16 protein-coding genes are annotated in these 18345 nt (G+C 44.5%); 13 read left to right on the plus strand and 3 right to left on the minus strand.

Translation table 11 applies throughout. The features are described from left to right. Window positions 1-319: 319 nt before the first annotated feature. The 4 genes from QZX97_RS08310 (at window position 320) to QZX97_RS08325 (ending at window position 3818) form a co-directional block, all read left to right on the plus strand. Window positions 320-1063, plus strand: a complete 744-nt coding sequence (locus QZX97_RS08310) for a hypothetical protein (RefSeq protein WP_295651928.1) — start codon at window positions 320-322, stop codon at window positions 1061-1063. A 327-nt stretch (window positions 1064-1390) separates the two neighbouring features. Beyond that, on the plus strand, window positions 1391-1765 hold the full coding sequence (locus tag QZX97_RS08315) for a hypothetical protein (protein WP_295651930.1): 375 nt from the start codon (window positions 1391-1393) through the stop codon (window positions 1763-1765). A gap of 150 nt (window positions 1766-1915) precedes the next feature. After that, a complete protein-coding gene (locus QZX97_RS08320) occupies window positions 1916-2884 on the plus strand; it encodes a rhodanese-related sulfurtransferase (RefSeq protein ID WP_295651932.1) in 969 nt (322 codons plus the stop codon). Window positions 2885-3092: 208 nt separating this feature from the next. Further along, the gene (locus tag QZX97_RS08325) at window positions 3093-3818 is read left to right on the plus strand and encodes a prolyl oligopeptidase family serine peptidase (RefSeq protein ID WP_295651933.1); all 726 of its coding nucleotides are present in this window, start codon (window positions 3093-3095) and stop codon (window positions 3816-3818) included. Here the strand turns inward: QZX97_RS08325 and QZX97_RS08330 are convergent, their stop codons facing one another. The 3 genes from QZX97_RS08330 to QZX97_RS08340 form a co-directional block, all read right to left on the minus strand. Further along, complete coding sequence (locus tag QZX97_RS08330; protein ID WP_295651935.1) at window positions 3819-4388, minus strand: hypothetical protein; 570 nt, start codon at window positions 4386-4388, stop codon at window positions 3819-3821. 6 nt (window positions 4389-4394) lie between these two features. Next, a complete protein-coding gene (locus QZX97_RS08335; RefSeq protein ID WP_295651937.1) occupies window positions 4395-4619 on the minus strand; it encodes a DUF2442 domain-containing protein in 225 nt (74 codons plus the stop codon). Between the two features lie 91 nt (window positions 4620-4710). Next, window positions 4711-5436 (minus strand): YebC/PmpR family DNA-binding transcriptional regulator, encoded by a 726-nt coding sequence (locus QZX97_RS08340; RefSeq protein WP_295651939.1) that lies wholly within the window; start codon window positions 5434-5436, stop codon window positions 4711-4713. Between the two features lie 348 nt (window positions 5437-5784). Between QZX97_RS08340 and QZX97_RS08345 the strand changes: the two genes are divergently transcribed. From QZX97_RS08345 to crtD, 9 genes are all read left to right on the plus strand, one after another. After that, the gene (locus QZX97_RS08345) at window positions 5785-6792 is read left to right on the plus strand and encodes an aspartate-semialdehyde dehydrogenase (protein WP_295651941.1); all 1008 of its coding nucleotides are present in this window, start codon (window positions 5785-5787) and stop codon (window positions 6790-6792) included. Between the two features lie 62 nt (window positions 6793-6854). Further along, complete coding sequence (locus QZX97_RS08350; protein WP_295651942.1) at window positions 6855-7346, plus strand: GNAT family N-acetyltransferase; 492 nt, start codon at window positions 6855-6857, stop codon at window positions 7344-7346. A gap of 56 nt (window positions 7347-7402) precedes the next feature. After that, window positions 7403-7963, plus strand: coding sequence for an aminoacyl-tRNA hydrolase (gene pth / locus QZX97_RS08355; protein WP_295651944.1), 561 nt, complete (start codon window positions 7403-7405; stop codon window positions 7961-7963). 170 nt (window positions 7964-8133) lie between these two features. After that, complete coding sequence (locus QZX97_RS08360; protein WP_295651946.1) at window positions 8134-10353, plus strand: tetratricopeptide repeat protein; 2220 nt, start codon at window positions 8134-8136, stop codon at window positions 10351-10353. A 193-nt stretch (window positions 10354-10546) separates the two neighbouring features. Then, window positions 10547-13009 carry a TonB-dependent receptor gene (locus QZX97_RS08365; RefSeq protein ID WP_295651948.1) on the plus strand — a complete coding sequence of 821 codons (2463 nt, stop codon included), beginning with the start codon at window positions 10547-10549 and terminating at the stop codon, window positions 13007-13009. 12 nt (window positions 13010-13021) lie between these two features. Next, the gene (locus QZX97_RS08370; RefSeq protein ID WP_295651950.1) at window positions 13022-13369 is read left to right on the plus strand and encodes a Spx/MgsR family RNA polymerase-binding regulatory protein; all 348 of its coding nucleotides are present in this window, start codon (window positions 13022-13024) and stop codon (window positions 13367-13369) included. A gap of 103 nt (window positions 13370-13472) precedes the next feature. Then, complete coding sequence (locus QZX97_RS08375; protein ID WP_295651951.1) at window positions 13473-15659, plus strand: M1 family metallopeptidase; 2187 nt, start codon at window positions 13473-13475, stop codon at window positions 15657-15659. 96 nt (window positions 15660-15755) lie between these two features. Next, window positions 15756-16649, plus strand: a complete 894-nt coding sequence (locus QZX97_RS08380; protein ID WP_295651953.1) for a LysR substrate-binding domain-containing protein — start codon at window positions 15756-15758, stop codon at window positions 16647-16649. Between the two features lie 51 nt (window positions 16650-16700). Beyond that, on the plus strand, window positions 16701-18173 hold the full coding sequence (gene crtD / locus QZX97_RS08385) for a 1-hydroxycarotenoid 3,4-desaturase CrtD (protein WP_295651955.1): 1473 nt from the start codon (window positions 16701-16703) through the stop codon (window positions 18171-18173). Window positions 18174-18345 lie beyond the last annotated feature (172 nt).

Here is an 18345-nt window from a genome sequence, read left to right on the forward strand (position 1 = left end):
AATCTAAATCTTGGTAGTTGTTTTGGTGTTGGAAGTACTAAATATGGGTTGAATTTTTCAATTCTATTGTTTAAATATGATACAAATGTACGTATTAAACGACAAATACAAAAAAAAGTTTAAAATAATCTGTTTTAAATTACAAATCGATTATAATTACTTTACCTGTTTTCTTTCTTTTTAGGGGGTTTACCCAAAAATGAAGCCCAACAACTTCCAAATTTATTTGAAAATAATTTAGATGTTTAGTTAAATATCTAAATGAAATTCGTATATTTATATAGATAAAACGAACGTTAAACTATATATTTGTTAAGCCATGATAAAGTTTTCAATAAAAATAGATGATGAAGCACATTCTTTAACCAAAGAAGATGGCATCCCTATAAATAAAATTGGCGAATTACTACAAAAACTATTGGCTGCCATTGATAACGGCACTGGCAATAAGGTTACATTGGGTCAGGTGCGTGGCAACTGCTATGCTTTAGATTTTTATACACAAGATATTGGACTTCACAATAATTTCATTACCGTACATAAAAACATTGAACAGGTTGAAATAGATGATTTGCCACACGAACAAAAGCAATATGCAGCAGCCCTTAAAGTTGTGCTTGGTGGTAGATACTATCTAAAAGCCTATGACGATGAGGGTACAGAAATAGCCGCAATTAACGACATTGGAAGGAAGCAATTAACAAGCTATTACTACTCGACCGACACGGTATATGGTATTTTATCCGAACTGGGTAGTGCAAATTTATCCACAGCAAAAAAGCATATTTTTTTAGATGGCGTTCCCTATAGGATATACATCTCAAAAGATCAGGATTTAGAATTAAAGCCATATTATGGGACGGATAAATTAAGAGTTGAGTTGAGGCAAAGAAAATCATCTATAGACGGGCATATTGTCAATTCAGACTTGCTATCATTCGCAAAAGTGGGTAAGGGGAATTTGATTGATAACATCAATAATTCAGAAGATTTTGATTTGCCGATCTTAAGGGGCGTACACACAATTGAGGATATCTTAAACAGTATTTATGCAAATAGGTAACAAGCCGGTAAGAGATTGGAAAAACATACTTCTTGATACCGGGGTAATTTTAGCGTTATTGGTTAAGCAATCGGATGACGAGGGAATACTTTTCATTAAAAAGTTGGTTGGGTTTTATGCAAAAATAAAACTGGGGCATCTGAAAATAGGAATATCTACATATCTACAATTAGCTTAGGGGAAATCATAACTTCAGAAAGCGGTCAAGACAAAATCAAACGTGTTTTAAAAGCTATAGATAGTGAAAACGTTGAGTTTTTAAGTTTTGATACTAACACGGCTTTAGAATTTAACATTAAATTACAACCCTATATCGAAAGGGATACATTGCACGAAAAAGCAAGGGAATTGGGCTTTAAAAGTCAAGATTTGGGAATGGCGAGACAGTGGATATCAAAAGACTACATGATTGCAATGACTGGCTTTGTCAAGGGCGTTGATGTAATTTTAACCGTTGATAAAAATACTTTTTACCCTATCTGCAACGACTTTAAAACATCTACTTGTATATTGTCTTACCCTGAATTGTTCGAGCATTCTGAACAGTTTATTTTATCGTACCATTACGATAAAGCAGAGTCTTTTTCAAAAGCCCCAAAAGTGACCGTTCAAAACAAGAAAGCGCCAACCAAAGTAGATAGGACTATGCGGATTGTTGAAAGTGCAGAAGCGACCGCACCAAACGACGAGTCGCCTTCTTAACCCTTGTCCCAAGTTGTATATAGTTACCAAATTTAAAGTCCAACAAATCCAAATCAGCGACATCTCAACTTTACAACATTTCAACCTTCCAACAAAAACCCTTACCTTTGCCCTCACATTAAACGCTGTTTGCAACAGTATCAATGCATTATGGAAAAATATCAAACACTGCTTTACTATCGTTATTCAACAATAGCCCATGCGGAGCAATTTGCTGCCGATCATCTCAAATTTTGTAAACAGCTTAACCTGGTGGGCCGCATTATTGTTGCCGACGAAGGCTTGAACGGTACCGTATCCGGCACAACCGAATCGTGCAAAACCTATATGGACACCCTGCACGCTGACCCGCGTTTTGCCGGTATCGATTTTAAGGTTGATGATGTTACCGAACCATCTTTTGTGAAGATGCACGTGCGCTATAAATCAGAGATCGTACACTCCGGCCTGCGCGACCCTGGCATAATCAATCCCCAACAAAAAACCGGCAAACACCTCGACCCAAAAGACTTTTTGGAAATGAAGGACCGCGACGATGTGGTGATTCTGGACGTACGCTCAAACTACGAACATTCCGTTGGCCGTTTTAAAAACGCCGTAACGCTCGATATCGAAAACTTCCGCGATTTTCCTGCCAAAATAAACGAACTGGCGCAGTATAAAGACAAAAAAATACTCACCTATTGCACCGGCGGCATCAAATGCGAAAAGGCATCGGCCCTGCTATTGCACGAAGGTTTTACCGATGTTTACCAACTGCATGGCGGCATCATCAAATACGGAAAAGAAGCAGGCGGCCAGGATTTTGAAGGCAAATGTTATGTATTTGATAACCGCTTGACGGTTGACGTGAACGCTGTTAACCCCGTGGTTATCTCCACCTGTTACAACTGCGGTACAACCACGGCCAAAATGATAAACTGTGCCAACCCCGAGTGCAACGAACACTTTACCCAATGCGACGAGTGTGGTACCAAACTGGATGGCTGCTGCTCGGTGGAGTGTCAACAACATCCGCGCAAACGCATTTACGATGGCACTGGTTATTATGTAAAAGTACCTCAGCCTGTAAATTCAAATAAAAAACATCAAAAAACTTCTTTATCTTCGATTGATTAAAAACTTTGATTAAACCCTTTGCCAAAATTGGAGTCGTACTAACCGTACGAAACAATAATTTGCGTGAGGTTTTTTGCGCAATAATGTTTTAGTTTCAACTCCCTGCAATTTGAACGATAACCCAACGGAAAAAAAAAGTAAGCTCGGGTCTTTATTAGTAAAGGTCCGTTCGCTATTCCCGTCCGCGCCAACAAGTCGCGATTTCAATTTGTACAAAAAAGGTACCTACAGGCATAACCGCGACCTCCTAAACTACCGCATATTATTCCCTGGGCATTTCGACCCTCTAAAAAAATATCCGCTCGTCTTTATTTTGCACGGCTCCGGCGAGCGTGGCAGTGATAATAACGCTCAACTGACCAATGGCGCGTCTTTATTTTTGGAAGAAAAGAATAGGGTTGCCTTTCCGGCTATTGTCGTGTTCCCGCAATGTTCAAAAGACGGCTTTTGGTCAAACGTTCACATCACCAACGAAGCTAATGGGAAAGAGCTGCACACTTTCCAGATAGCAGGCGAACATACCCGCGATATGGGTTTGTTGTTTGATGCTGTGAATGACTTTTTGACTAAACCATACGTAGATAAAAATCGCGTTTACATAGGCGGATTGTCGATGGGTGGGATGGGTGTTTTCGAATTGCTACGCCGCAAGCCCGACACATTTGCAGCGGCATTTTCAATTTGCGGTGGCGATAATACTGTTAATGCCAAAGCCTACGCCAAAAAAGTGCCATTATGGATATTTCACGGCGAAAATGACACCATCGTTCCTGCCGAACATTCTGAGGCTATGGTATCTGCCATCCGTGCACTTGGCGGCGAACCTAAATTTACCCTCTACAAAAACGTTGGTCATAACAGTTGGGACAACGCCTTCGCCGAACCCGACCTCTTGCCTTGGTTGTTCTCGCACAGCAAACATTCCGATAGTTAATTATTCCCCTTCTTCCTTTTGCTTCGGCGGACTTGCTGCCTTAAACTTCGGCTTAAAGCCTAATTTTGGCGCGGGGGCTGTTTCAGTCGGCTCAACAGGTTTTTCTGTTTCAGGTGGGATAGGAGTGCTTTCTGTTACTACTGGAGCGGGTGCTTTAAATTTCGGCTTAAAACCCAACTTTGGCGCTGGTGCAGTTTCAGTAGCGTCAATAGTTTTATCTACTTCGGCTAGGACTGGGGTAGGGTTCGCTGCTACCTGAGCAGGCGCTTTAAACTTCGGTTTAAAACCAAGCTTCGGTGCAGGCACAGCAGATACACCTTCTCCGAGCGACTCAATAACCGTTTGTTCGGCTATCGGGTTTTCAATCACCACTTTTTCAACTTTCGCTTCTTCTGGTGTATGGTATTTAAGCCTCAGCTGGTTAAACCAGTATTTTTTGGTGTGGTCGAAACTTTTTTCGCCCATGGCGGCGTAGTGTGCTTCAAATTCGGCAAATAGCACGGGCTCGGCTTTGGCAAGCTGCGCCAGGTCTATCTTTTTCTTTTTGAAGAACTCTTCGAAGGTCATCATAAGGCGTTAAAGTCCGGCAACGGTAATATCTTCGTTCAGTTTGTTCCAGTGGATGCCGGTGGGGGTGAGCACCCAATCGGCACGCTCCTCATCGTTGGCATTTAGCAACTTTGGCAACCAAGCCAGCGGGAAAGCCTGTGGTTTACCGCCCGTCCACTCCACATACAGCATCCCGTTATCAAAAGTGAGTTTGATATCTTTTTTCTGCTTACGTGTAGTGAAAACTGCCATGCCCCCTCTAAATCTCCCCCGGTAGGGGAGACTTTTTGATTTTAAGTTTCTTTAAAGCCCTCCCTACCGGGGAGGGTTTGGGTGGGGCAGATTACTCTTCCATATTGTGATACACCGCCTGTACATCATCATCCTCTTCCAAACGGTCTATCAGTTTCATCACATCAGCTGCCTGCTCCTCGGTAACTTTGGTATGCGATAACGCTATACGTTCCAGTTTAGCCGATTTTACCTCAATATGCCTTTCTTCCAACGCCTTTTGCATCGTGCCAAAATCTTCAAAAGCGGTTTGTGCTACGGCAATATCGTGGCCGTTTTCATCGGGCTCAAGGTACAGTTCTTCCAGTCCGGCATCTATCAGTTCAAATTCCAGTTCTTCCAGGTCGCGGTCGGCAGGTTCAAAACGGAATATCGCTTTACGTACAAATACAAAATCCAACGACCCCGTTTTACCCAAGTTGCCACCTGTTTTGGTAAAATAACTGCGCACATTGGCCACCGTGCGGTTGGTATTATCGGTAGCGGTTTCCACCAACACCGGTACGCCATGTGGCGCGTAACCCTCGTAAACCAGCTCTTCGTAGTTTGATTCATCTTTGTTCGATGCGCGTTTAATGGCCGCCTCAACCCTGTCTTTAGGCATGTTTACCGCCTTCGAGTTTTGGATGATGGTACGCAACCACGAGTTGGTCTCCGGGTTTGGCCCGCCGGCTTTAACGGCCATTACAATTTCTTTCCCCAAACGGGTAAATTGCACCGCCATTTTGGCCCAGCGCTTAAATTTTCTCTCTTTACGGAACTCAAATGCTCTTCCCATATTGTTCTTAGTTCATTTCGATGGTTCATAGTTCATTGTGAAGAACCATCCCTGAGGGCAAAGTTAAAAAAATGGCGGTAATGGTGTAAATTTTTCAAAGGGCTTAAATTAACCTTCGTGGGATATGCTTTCTTCTCAGTGTCCTCTGTGTTTTCCCTCTCTGTGCGACTCTGTGGTTAACCTTTTTACCACAGAGGCCACGGAGTATTGCACGGAGTTTCACAGAGAGATTAAAAGCATTACTATACTGTTTTAGTAGGAATTGTTTAGGATATTTCTGAAACGCAAAAAAAGATCGTATTTTTGCCGACTGTTTAATTAACAATAATTTACAAAACAAATCAAAAAATGAAAGTCGCAGTTGTAGGTGCCACCGGCTTGGTGGGCACTAAAATGTTGCAGGTTCTGGCAGAACGCAACTTCCCGGTTACCGAATTGATACCCGTAGCATCCGAAAAAAGTGTTGGTAAGGAAATTACATATAAGGGTAAGCAGTTCAAGGTGGTTTCCGTGGATACAGCTATCGGCATGAAGCCCGACTTAGCCTTATTTTCCGCTGGTGGCAGCACTTCTTTACGGGATGCTCCACGCTTTGCCGAGGTAGGTACCACTGTAGTGGATAACTCATCGGCCTGGCGAATGGATCCCACCAAAAAATTGGTAGTGCCCGAAGTGAATGCTGATGTTTTAACAGCAGAGGATAAAATCATTGCCAACCCAAATTGTTCCACCATACAAATGGTAGTGGCCCTAAAACCCCTGCACGATAAATACCAGATCAAACGCGTTGTGGTATCAACCTACCAGTCGGTAACAGGTACAGGCGTAAAAGCGGTCGACCAGTTAATGGACGAGCGTAAAGGCATCGAAGGTGTAAAAGCTTATCCGTACAAAATCGACCTGAATGTAATACCGCAAATCGATGTGTTTTTGGCGAACGGTTACACCAAAGAAGAGATGAAAATGGTGCTCGAAACCAAAAAAATTATGGGCGACGATAGTATCCGTGTTACCGCTACCACCGTGCGTATCCCTGTAATGGGCGGCCACTCCGAGTCGGTAAATATCGAGTTCGCGCACGATTTTGATGTGGAAGAAGTAAAAGCGCTGTTGGCAAAAGCACCAGGTGTTATCGTTACCGACGATATTGCCAACCTGAAATACCCGATGCCGTTAGACGCGCACGACAAGGACGAGGTTTTTGTAGGCCGCATTCGCCGCGATGAGACCCAGCCAAATACCCTGAACTGCTGGATAGTAAGCGACAACCTGCGCAAAGGCGCCGCTACCAATGCCGTGCAAATTGCCGAGTATCTGGTTGCCAAACACCTGATAGGCGAACCGGCGGTAGCTTAACAAGGATATTTTTTTAGATAAATGAATAGGGATGATCGAAAGGTTATCCCTATTTTTATTTGATGCAAATCCTCATAGCCACCCCAGCCGATATCCCCGAACTCGCCCGGGTCGAAGTTGAAAGCAAACTGCAATCCTTCGCCAATCCCGAGCCTTACAGTATCGATATTGCCGCAAGGCTTAACCAATGGCAAACCTATTTCGCTGCAACCTCGCCAGCCAGTTCAAGGCCCGAAAGGATAATATATAAAGCTGTCGAAAATGACGCCATTATCGGCTACATAGCCGGGCACCTCACCGCACGCTACGACAAAGATGCCGAGATACAAAACTTTTATATCCTCAAACCCTACCAGCGGCAAGGCATTGGGTCGCAATTGCTGTTGCACTTACTGGTTTGGTTAAAACAACATCATGCCCAAAGCTTGTGCGTCGGCACCGATCAAAACAACCCCTATCAAGCTTTTTACACCAAACATGGCGGCAGCTACATTAACCCGCATTGGATTTGTTGGGATGACCTGGATGTGCTGACCGCAAACCTACTGCTTTAAGCTTTAAGCTTTTTGCTTTCAGCTTCCCCCTCCAAAACCTATATTTGACCCTCAATATGAAATACCTCATCGTTGGTTTAGGCAATATAGGGCCCGAGTATGCCGATACCCGGCACAACATCGGCTTTATGATACTGGACAAACTGGCCAAAGAAGAGAACTGCCAGTTTTTTAATTTACGATTGGGTTATTACACCGATTTTAAATTGAAAGGCCGGCAGGTCATCCTCATCAAACCCACCACCTTCATGAACCTGAGTGGCAAGGCTTTGGTATACTGGATGAAAGAGGAACATATCCCCATCGAAAACGTATTGGTATTGGTGGACGACCTCGCCCTGCCCTTTGGTACCCTGCGCCTCAAACCCAAAGGCAGTGCCGCGGGCCATAATGGTTTAAAGCATATCGAACTTACGCTTGGCAACAGCGACTATGCACGCCTGCGCTTTGGCATTAGCGATAATTTCCCAAAAGGGCGCCAGGTTGACTATGTACTCGATGGTTTTGATAAGGATGAACTGCCCGAATTACCCGCGCTGATAGACCGCGCCATCGAAATGATAAAGAGTTTTGTTACCATAGGTACCGAGCTCACCATGACGAGATATAACAAATAACAGGCAACCCGCCGGCCAAAAGCTGCGTTATTAAGTAATTTGACTTAGTTGTTTCTTTTCGTATAAATACTATTCGTAAATTAGAAATGAAATTCATTTTAGTTAAAATCTTATAAAATAAGTATATTGTACCTGAATTTTTATCAAAAGTAAGCCACCGTTTTTAACAGATGGACCCAACCCTAACAGAAGATTACATCAGTCAGGTAAATTCGCTCTTGGGCGAAGCTTATGCCAGCAGGGTAAATAGTTTAAACCGGAGCATCGAACTGGCCAATAAAGCGCTCGCCATCAGCCGGCAAAACAACGATAAAGCTTTGATAGGCCATAGCCTCAACAGGCTTTCGCTTTTTTTTATGATAAAAGGCCAATACAAAGAATGTATAGCCGCAGCCGAAGAAGCGATTACCTATTTCAAAGAATTGAATGATGATAAGGGCATTGCCGATGCAAAATATAGCATCGCGGGCGTTTATTACAAAACAGATAACTACCATTTGGGGCTCATCCACCTTATCAACTGTTTGGCTACCTATCGCAAGTATCACGACTATCATAACCAATCGCGCGTTCACAAAACTTTGGGCACCATTTACGAGTATTTTGGCGACCAGAAAAACGCCATTGCGTCTTATGAGAGTGCGGTAGAACAGTCAAAAAAAGCGGGTGATATCAACCTCGAGTCGAACGCTTACAACCCGCTTTCGGGCATCTTCCTCAAACGGAACGATATTAAAAAAGCATACACGCTTATTGAGCGTGCAATTGCCATGAAAGAATCTACAGGCGACATTCGGGGCCTGGCTTTCTCCATTTACGGCAGGGGCAAGGTGTACACCAAAATGAAACGCTTTGAAGAGGCCGAAGCCGATTTTAAAAAAGCGCTCGATATCCACATCGAAATGGGTGAGCATCTGGGTACCGGTATGGCGTATCAAAAACTGGGCGCGCTTTATGTGCAAATGGGCCGTAACGATGACGCTAAAACTATTTTGAACACAGCCCTCGAATTTGCCACCGAACATAACATCATCATCATCATCAAGTTTAAGTGCAGCTACCTGTTGTACCTTATTTATAAAGGTGAGCGTGATATGCCAAATGCGTTACAGCATCTTGAACAATACCTCACTACCAAGGAGGCGGTGATCAACACGCAAACCTTGAAAATAATCGAGAATTACGAGATGATCACCAAAATGGAGTCGCTCGAAAAAGAGTCGATGCTGCAAAAGGAAAAGGCCGAGATCATAGAGAAAAAAGATTTGGCCGAACAATCGGCCAAAGTAAAGCAGGACTTCCTCTCTACCATGAGCCACGAGATCCGCACCCCTTTAAATGCGGTAATAACCATCATCTCGTTGTTAAAGGATAAAACCGATGAAGAAGACCAGCAATTGCTCAACTCGTTAAAGTTTGCCTCCAATAATTTACTGCTTATCATCAACGATATATTGGATTTTAATAAGCTTGATACCGGCAAGGTTATCCTCGAAGCACGGCCGGTTAACCTGATTGCCCTGCTCGATAACATCCATCGTACTTATGATGCACTGGCCCGCGAAAAAGGGCTTAAATTAAACCTTACGGTTGATAAAGAACTATCCGAAAACTACGAGCTGGACGAGACCAAAATATCGCAGATTTTAGGTAACCTGATCAGCAATGCCATTAAGTATACAGACTTTGGTAAAGTAGATACTACCGTTATAAAAACATGCGATGATGACGATTACGATTGCCTTCAGTTTAAAATAGCCGACACTGGTCCCGGTATCCCCGAAAGTTATTTTGCTGAAATGTTCGAAAGTTTTTCTCAACCTAAGTCCATCACAACGCGCAAACATGGCGGTTCTGGATTAGGGCTGGCCATTGTAAAGAAACTCGTCGAGTTGTATGGGAGCGAAATACAGTTCAGCAGTGCAATCAATAAAGGCACCGAATTTCATTTCGACCTGAAATTGAAACGATCGGGAGCACCCGTTAAACCCCCTGCACGGCGGTCCGACGAGTTGAAAGACAAAATTATCCTGTTGGCCGAAGACAATATGATCAACGCTATGGTTGCACGCAAGCTCCTGAGCAATTGGGGTGTTGTAACCGAGCACGCCAAAAACGGCATCGAAGCTGTTGAGAAAGCAAATTCAAAACCGTTCGATTTTATATTGATGGATATCCACATGCCCGAAATGAATGGCTACGATGCAACTGCCCAAATACGCCAAAAACCCAACCCCAATAAACAAACCCCTATTTTTGCCCTTACGGCCGATATTACCGCCGAATACGAGAAAGAGTACAGCACCCAATTTAATGGTTTTTTGCGCAAGCCGATAGAAATAGACAAACTCTACGAAGCATTGACCAGGGTATACGAGGTTAACCCCTGATTCTGTCAAGTCTTGTATTTCTTTTTGTAATGATTTTTTTACATCGAATGAATAGGCAGGAAATTGCTTAGAAAGCAGGCTAATGTTAAATATTGTACGATTGAGTTAAGAAATGTTAATTACACAGGGGTTCGTGGTGTAACGTATTACCTTTGCTTGTGTCTTTTAAAGAAGCAAATCACCATTTCTGTTTATGAAACATTTTTTACCCGCGTTTATACTCATCTTTTTTTATCTTAATGTTTTTAGTCAAGCCCAATTGCCTAAGTACGGTATTAAAGGTACTGTGCTCGATTCGGCAAACAATCAACCCATGGGTTTTGCCACCGTTGCTTTAAAGGATGCCAAAACTAACCAGCCGGTAAAAACTGCACTAACCAAAGACGATGGCACCTTTACATTTGCCAACCTTGCCCATAAGGACTATACCATTACCTTGATTTATGTTAGCTATGCAGCAAAAACGGTTAAAGTGCCTGCATTTGTTACCGAAGGCAAGGTGGTTGATATGGGTAAATTGATGATGCGGGCCGCAGGCAAACTGCTAAAAGAAGTTTCAATTACTGAAGCCAAGCCCCTCATCAAACAAGAGGTCGACAGGATAGCCTACGATGTGCAGGCCGATCCTGAGGTCACCGCGCAAAGCGTGTTGGACATGATACGCAAAGTACCCTTGTTGTCTGTCGATGCAAACGATAATATCCTGCTAAAAGGTAACGGTAACTACAAGATACTCATTAATGGTAAAGAATCGGCGCTGATGGCTAAAAGCCCTTCTGATGTATTGAAAGCTATGCCAGCTACCAACATAGAGCGGATAGAGGTGATCACTACACCACCAGCTAAATATGATGCTGAAGGCCTGGCAGGTATCATCAATATCATCACCAAACGTAACCTGGCCCAAGGCTATAACGGGAGTGTAAACGGACGAGCCAACAGTGTTTTTGGCCCTGGCATAAACTTGAACATGAACGTTAAAGAAGGCAAGCTTGGTTTATCCGGCTTTGTGGGTTATGGTGGTTCGGGTAAAAACCCAACCTATAATGGTAGCACGCAAACCTTTGTCGATGGCTCTGTTGTATCACAAAATGGCTCCAGCAGTTTTAATGGCTATAATGCATATGGCAATGCCGAATTGAGTTACGAAATTGATACCCTGAATTTGATTACTGCTTCATATCAAAGTTTTGGAGGCAGTAACGACCAATTGGGCAGCCAGTTTTCAAACTCGTTTAGCGGCAATAACAAGTTGACGCAGCAATACACGCTAAACAATGGCAGCCATAATAGTTTCAATGGGTTAGATGCAAGCCTTAACTACGAATTAGGCTTTAAACATAATAAAGATCAATTATTAACTTTATCATATAAATACAGCTATTCGCCAAACACGCAAATTAATGATAATACCATAGCCAACGCCTTCGATTTCAGCCAACCCGACTATCAACAAAATAACAATTCGGGTAGTAAAGAGCAAACTGTACAGTTGGATTATGTTCAGCCGTTCAACAAAATGGTCAATATAGAAGCGGGCGGTAAAGCCATTCTACGCAATAATTACAGCGATTTTGAAAGCGATACATTGAACAGCAAGTCAAATCAATATGACATTAACCAGAGCCAGACCAATAACTTTAATTATCATCAGGATGTCTACAGCTTCTATAACTCGTACCAGTTAAAGTTCGAAAAATGGACGGCCAAAGCAGGCCTTCGCATCGAACGTACTGATATTAACGCCAATTTTACTTCAGTTGGCAGCTCAATAACACAGGATTATAATGACCTTATCCCGTCCATATCGTTACAGCACAATTTGAACAAAGGCAGCATCACGTTTGGTTATACCCAACGCATACAGCGCCCCGGCATATACCAGTTAAACCCCTTTGTCGATATTTCGAACCCCAAATTTATCAATACAGGCAACCCGAACCTGAAGCCCGAACTGAACAATACATTCGAGCTCAATTACAGCAATTTTTCGCATGGGTCGATTAACCTGGGTCTGAGTTACGCTTTCTCTAATAACTCTATACAAAACGTAACTAATATCAGCACCCAAACCATTAACAACATTACCGATACCATTACCACCACCACCTATCAAAACCTGGGCAGCAATAAAACATTGGGTTTGAACATCAACACCAACCTTACCTTTATAAAGAGCCTCAATGTGAGTATTAACGGCCAGCTAACGCATTTGTGGTTAAGTGGTACTTACAATGGTGCTTTATACAGCAATGCCGGTCTTGGCGGTAATGTATTTGCCAACATAGGCTATAAAACAAAAAATGGCTATCGCTTGGGCTTTAACGGGGGGTATTTTTATGGCAATGTAACTTTACAGGGTCGTAACGGCGATTTCCTGTACAACTCCTACGTACTAGGTAAAGATTTCCTGAAAGACAGGAAAGCAACCGTATCCTTAGTGGCAAATAACCCGTACAGCAGGTATCATACACAAAACTCGTACACCAGCACATCTACTTTCTATCAGTCGCAATACAATCAAAACCCTTACGCCAGTTTCGCGGTGCGCTTCAATTATTGCTTTGGTAAGCTCAATAGCGACATTAAGAAAAATCAGCGCGGCATAAATAACGATGATACCAAAGGCGGCGGTAGCAAAAGCAGCGGAAATTGATAAATTTGCTGTATGAAAGTATACGGCATCACTAACTGCAATACGGTACAAAAAGCGCTCGATTGGTTTAAGCAAAACCAAATCAGTTACGAGTTTCACGATTTTAAAAAACTGGGCATCAGCCTTGAGAAACTAAACGAATGGGATACGAAAGCCGGTTACGAAAAGTTCATGAACAAGCAGGGACTCACCTGGAAACAACTTGACCCATCTGTAAAAGAAAGCATCACTGGCAAACAACCGGCTCTCGAACTGTTAGGGCAAAAAACCAGCATGATAAAACGCCCTGTAATTGAAGATGGCAGCTTCCTGTTTTTTGGTTTCGATGAAGCTGTTTACAAGCAGCATTTCAACAAGTAATAAGATTATTGTACGCTTCAATTGTAATATTAGTGTTTCATAAATTTTGAGCATTAATTTTTTTTAGTTTTGTTAGTTAAACACTTAACTTAAACATTAACTGATGAAATTGAAGATCGCAGCCGGAGTAGCTCTGGCTTTTTTGGCAGGTGTGCAAATTGCCGGAGCACAAACCACTCCGCCTGCAACAACAGCTCCAACAACAACCCCCGCCCGAAACGCTGCTCCCCGTGGTCGGCGAGGTGGATCCACGGTCCCTTTTACCGAGCCTCACGCGCCCGCTACAAATTATGACTATCATGAACTGTGGAAACCGTTCTTCTATACAAAAAACGGTACAGAATATCGTGCTGCCGATGGGCAACCCGGGCCAAAATACTGGCAAAACCGTGCCGACTATCAACTGACAGCAAAGCTGGATGACGATAAAAACCAGGTTACCGGTTCCGAAATACTAACCTATACCAACAATAGCCCGCAAAAGTTAGGTTTTTTGTGGATGCAATTGGACCAAAACCTGTTCAAGCTCGATTCGCGCGGTAACAAACAGGTGCCTTTGGTTATGGATACGCTTACTAAGGCTATTTCTCAATCGAGCCGTAACTGGGGCCAGGGACAGGTGTTCGATGCCGGCTATCATATCACCTCGGTTAAGCTATTGAGCACTGCTGCAGGCAGCAAGGCTGTAACCGAAACCGATGCCAAATACCTTATCAACGATACCCGCATGCAAATATTCCTGCCAACAGAATTGGCAGCAAACGGCGGACAGGTAAAGGTAAAAATCGAATACTCCTTCATATCGCCCGACTACGGTTCCGATCGTATGGGCATCATTTTGCAAGGTACAGGCCCCGGTCAATCAAAAAATGGCAAGATATTTCAGGTTGCCCAATGGTATCCACGTATGTGCGTGTACGATGACCTGCAAGGTTGGAACACATTGCCTTATACCGGCGAAAGTGAGTTTTACCTGGAATACGGCGATTTTGATATCAATATCACTGCTCCCGCTAAAGACATCGTAGTATGTTCGGGCCAATTGCTTAACCCGCAAGATGTATACACCCCTGAACAGCAAAAACGCTGGGCTTTAGCCGCTCAAAGCGACAAAACAGTAGCAATCCGCTCGGCCGACGAAGTGACCAACCCGGCATCTCGCCCAAGCGGTAAAGCCGACCTCACTTGGCACTTCCAGATAAAGAACGCCCGCGATGCTTCGTGGGCTGCATCGGCCGCGTTTATCATCGATGCTGCCAAACTGAATTTCCCAAGTGGCCGTAAAGCCATGGCTATTTCTGCTTACCCGGTTGAAAGCAATGGCGTACAACCCCCTCCACCCGGAGCACCGGCACAAGGCGGTTTTGGCCAACGCGGCGGTCAATGGAACCGCGGTACCGAAATGATCAAAGCATCATTGGAGTATAACTCTAAAAAATGGTTCGAATATCCTTATCCTAACGCAGTTGGTGTTGCCGGTAAAGCTGGCGGTATGGAATATCCGGGCATCGTATTCTGTAGCTTAGGCGGCGGATGGGGTGTTATTGACCATGAATTTGGCCATACCTGGTTCCCGATGATCGTTGGCTCAAACGAGCGCTTATACGGCTGGATGGACGAAGGCTTCAATACCTTCATCAACACGCTGTCAACAGCTTACTCGTTAAACGGAGAGTTTGCGCGCCCGGCCCCAACCGGCCCACGCGCCGTAGCACAATGGAATGGTTTTACCACCCCAACGCTTGAGCCGATTTTGAGCAACCCCGACAACCTGAAAGAAGCCAATAATGGCACGCTGTTGTACAGCAAGCCAAGTGCAGGCTTGGTAATGCTGCGTGAGCAGATATTAGGCCCTGAGCGTTTCGACTATGCTTTTAAAACCTATATCCAACGCTGGGCTTATAAACACCCTTCGCCTGATGACTTTTTCCGTACCATCGAGGCAGCATCCGGCGAAAGCTTGCAATGGTTCTGGAGAGGTTGGTTTGAACATACCTGGCGTTTAGACGTAGCCGTACGTAATGTACGCTATATTGATAACGACCCAACCAAAGGCTCGGTTATCACCATCGATAACCTCGAAAAAATGGCCATGCCGGTTGTTTTGGAAATCAAAACCGTGAGCGGCAAAACCGACCGTGTAAACTTTAGCGCCGAAATTTGGGAACGTAATGTAACCTGGTCGTTTAAATACCCGTCAACCGAGGCTATCGAGTCGGTTACCTACAACCCCGACGGTACTCTGCCCGATTATAACCCTTCAAACAACGTTTGGACAGCAAAAAAATAAGTCATTCCCCATAATGTTAAATCGCCCCGAAAATGTCGACATTTTTCGGGGCGATTTTTTTGTTTATATTGGCATCCTTATTTATAAAAACGTCACATGCTTTCAGTTGCTCATCAGGTTTTTTTTGCGGTCGCATCCAATCTTAGCTTCTCAAAAGCGGCGCAGGTGCTGTTTATTACGCAGCCTGCCGTAAGCAAGCACATCAAAGTGCTCGAAGACCAATATAAAGTGCCCTTATTCGAACGCAAAGGCGCTTCCATATCGCTTACAGAAGCCGGCAACATCCTGTTCGCACACCTGTTAAAGGCCCAGGAAATACAACGCAGCATCGAGTACGATCTTTCTACCATCAGCAATGTGTCGGGCGCCTCAGGCCATTTGCGGCTGGGTGCCAGTACAACTATCGCACTGTATATTTTGCCATCCATCCTTTCAAACTTTCAGCGCAAGTTCGAAAATGTCGATATTCAGTTGGTCAACCGTAACTCCGAATATATACTGAACGCCCTACTCAACCACGAGGTCGACTTGGGCATCATCGAAGTGGAGAACAAGCTCACAACCGTATCGTACCTACCTTTTATGAGCGACGAGGTGATACCCGTTTGCTCATCAAAAAGCCCATTGGCAGTTAAAAGCTTAACGCTGCAAGAGTTGCTGGTAACCCCCGTTGCTTTGCGCGAAAGGGGCTCGGGTACCTTGAACGCCCTCATCAAATCATTGGCTGAGCATGAAATTAAACCTGGCGACCTGTCCGTTAAAATCCGCCTTGGCGGTACCGAGGCGTTAAAAAACTTCCTGCTGGCCGATCAATGCCTCGGCTTTATGCCAGGGCCTTCCATTGTGCGCGAACTGGCCGAAGGCGACCTGGTAATGGTGCCTGTAGAAGGCCTCAAAATCAAACGCGACTTCTTCTTCATTCGCCGCAAAGGCACCGAAGATGACGGCCTGACCGGTAATTTCATCCAGTTTGCCGTTGGCGGCGCATAGCCTGTAGCAAACGGTCGGCCTTGCACTACTTTCATCGTAAATTATATCACCATGCCCCAACCCAAAGCCATTATAATCGGTGCCGGTATAGCCGGTATAGCCACCGCCATCCGATTGGCTGTAAAGGGTTACACGATTGAAGTTTTTGAGGAGAACAATTATCCCGGTGGCAAACTGTCCGAAATTAACCTGAACGGTTACCGCTTTGACGCCGGCCCAAGCCTGTTTACCATGCCGCAATATGTGGATGCGTTGTTTACCCTTGCTGGGAAAACCCCTGCCCAAGAGTTCAGTTATCAAAAACTCGACGTGGTTTGCCAATACTTCTATCCCGATGGCAGCAGTTTCAAAGCCTTTACCGACGAAGAACAATTTGTCAAAGAACTTGCGGATAAAGTACCCGCCGACGCGGCAGCCATTAAAGCCTATTTTAAAAACAGCGCCCGCATCTACGCCATCACCAACCATGTCTTTTTAGAGCGCTCACTGCACCGTCTCAAAACCTTTTTGCGGTGGGACACCATCCGCTCCATTTTACGCTTACCGCGGATAGATGCCTTCCGAAACATGCACCGTGCCAACCAAAGTTTTTTTGCCGATAAACGCATGGTGCAATTTGCCGACCGCTACGCTACTTATAACGGTTCAAACCCCTACCGGGCACCCGCAACCCTCAATGTAATACCACACCTCGAACAGCACTTTGGTGCCTACTTTCCAACCGAAGGTATGTACAGCATCACCACCAGCCTGGTAAAATTGGCCGAAAGCCTGGGTGTGCAATTCCGCTATAACTCGCCCGTTGAGGAAATTGTGCTTGATGGGCAAAAGGCTAAAGGCATCAAGTTGAAAGGCCAGCTTATCCCCGCCGATATCGTCATTTCCAACATGGATGTATGGTTCACCTACAAAAGGCTTTTGTCATCACACCCAAAACTGCAGCCCAAACGCATATTGCAGCAGGAGCGGAGCAGTTCGGCACTTATATTTTACTGGGGCATCAAAAAGCAATTTCCCCAACTCGACCTCCACAATATCTTCTTCAGCGCAAACTATGAGCAGGAGTTCAGCGCCATCTGGCAACAAAAAACTATTAGTGCCGACCCAACCGTGTACCTCAACATCAGCTCCAAGCTCAAACCTGATGACGCCCCCGAAGGCTGCGAAAACTGGTTCGTGATGATCAACGTGCCCTCCAATACCGGTCAGGATTGGGACACATTAATCGCCGAAGCCCGCGCACATATCATTACCAAACTCTGCAGTATGCTGGGCGAAGACATCGCACCACTCATCACCTTCGAAAGTATCCTCGACCCGCGCAGCATCGAATCCAAAACCTCATCCTACCAGGGTTCTTTATACGGCAACAGTTCAAACAACCAAATGGCAGCATTTTTACGCCATGCCAACCGCTCATCAAAAGTGGGCAACCTCTATTTCTGCGGCGGCAGTGTGCACCCCGGCGGCGGCATCCCACTTGCCCTGCTCTCTGCCAAAATCGTCAGCGACTGGATCGGGTAGGGGGCAAGGTATTTCGAATTTCGTATGTTCAATTTTGTCACGTCCTGAAAAAAGTTGACTGATTTGGTGATACAATTATTGTTAATTAAGTTGACTATTTATTAAAGGTTTTACTTCTCTTTTATAAGTTTTTATTTTGATGTTTTTTTGCATGTGCATTTGTTTAGGTGTA

Source organism: uncultured Mucilaginibacter sp. (genome assembly GCF_903893715.1).
In the GTDB taxonomy this organism is placed as follows: Bacteria; Bacteroidota; Bacteroidia; order Sphingobacteriales; family Sphingobacteriaceae; genus Mucilaginibacter.

Excerpts from the sequence above, each read along its gene's own strand:
- QZX97_RS08345 (WP_295651941.1), top strand. The coding sequence starts at position 5,785 with ATGAAAGTCGCAGTTGTAGGTGCCACCGGCTTGGTGGGCACTAAAATG.
- QZX97_RS08340 (WP_295651939.1), bottom strand. The coding sequence starts at position 5,436 with ATGGGAAGAGCATTTGAGTTCCGTAAAGAGAGAAAATTTAAGCGCTGG.
- QZX97_RS08310 (WP_295651928.1), top strand. The coding sequence starts at position 320 with ATGATAAAGTTTTCAATAAAAATAGATGATGAAGCACATTCTTTAACC.
- QZX97_RS08335 (WP_295651937.1), bottom strand. The coding sequence starts at position 4,619 with ATGGCAGTTTTCACTACACGTAAGCAGAAAAAAGATATCAAACTCACT.
- QZX97_RS08320 (WP_295651932.1), top strand. The coding sequence starts at position 1,916 with ATGGAAAAATATCAAACACTGCTTTACTATCGTTATTCAACAATAGCC.
- QZX97_RS08365 (WP_295651948.1), top strand. The coding sequence starts at position 10,547 with ATGAAACATTTTTTACCCGCGTTTATACTCATCTTTTTTTATCTTAAT.
- QZX97_RS08330 (WP_295651935.1), bottom strand. The coding sequence starts at position 4,388 with ATGATGACCTTCGAAGAGTTCTTCAAAAAGAAAAAGATAGACCTGGCG.
- QZX97_RS08380 (WP_295651953.1), top strand. The coding sequence starts at position 15,756 with ATGCTTTCAGTTGCTCATCAGGTTTTTTTTGCGGTCGCATCCAATCTT.
- QZX97_RS08370 (WP_295651950.1), top strand. The coding sequence starts at position 13,022 with ATGAAAGTATACGGCATCACTAACTGCAATACGGTACAAAAAGCGCTC.
- QZX97_RS08375 (WP_295651951.1), top strand. The coding sequence starts at position 13,473 with ATGAAATTGAAGATCGCAGCCGGAGTAGCTCTGGCTTTTTTGGCAGGT.
- QZX97_RS08360 (WP_295651946.1), top strand. The coding sequence starts at position 8,134 with ATGGACCCAACCCTAACAGAAGATTACATCAGTCAGGTAAATTCGCTC.
- pth (WP_295651944.1), top strand. The coding sequence starts at position 7,403 with ATGAAATACCTCATCGTTGGTTTAGGCAATATAGGGCCCGAGTATGCC.
- crtD (WP_295651955.1), top strand. The coding sequence starts at position 16,701 with ATGCCCCAACCCAAAGCCATTATAATCGGTGCCGGTATAGCCGGTATA.
- QZX97_RS08350 (WP_295651942.1), top strand. The coding sequence starts at position 6,855 with ATGCAAATCCTCATAGCCACCCCAGCCGATATCCCCGAACTCGCCCGG.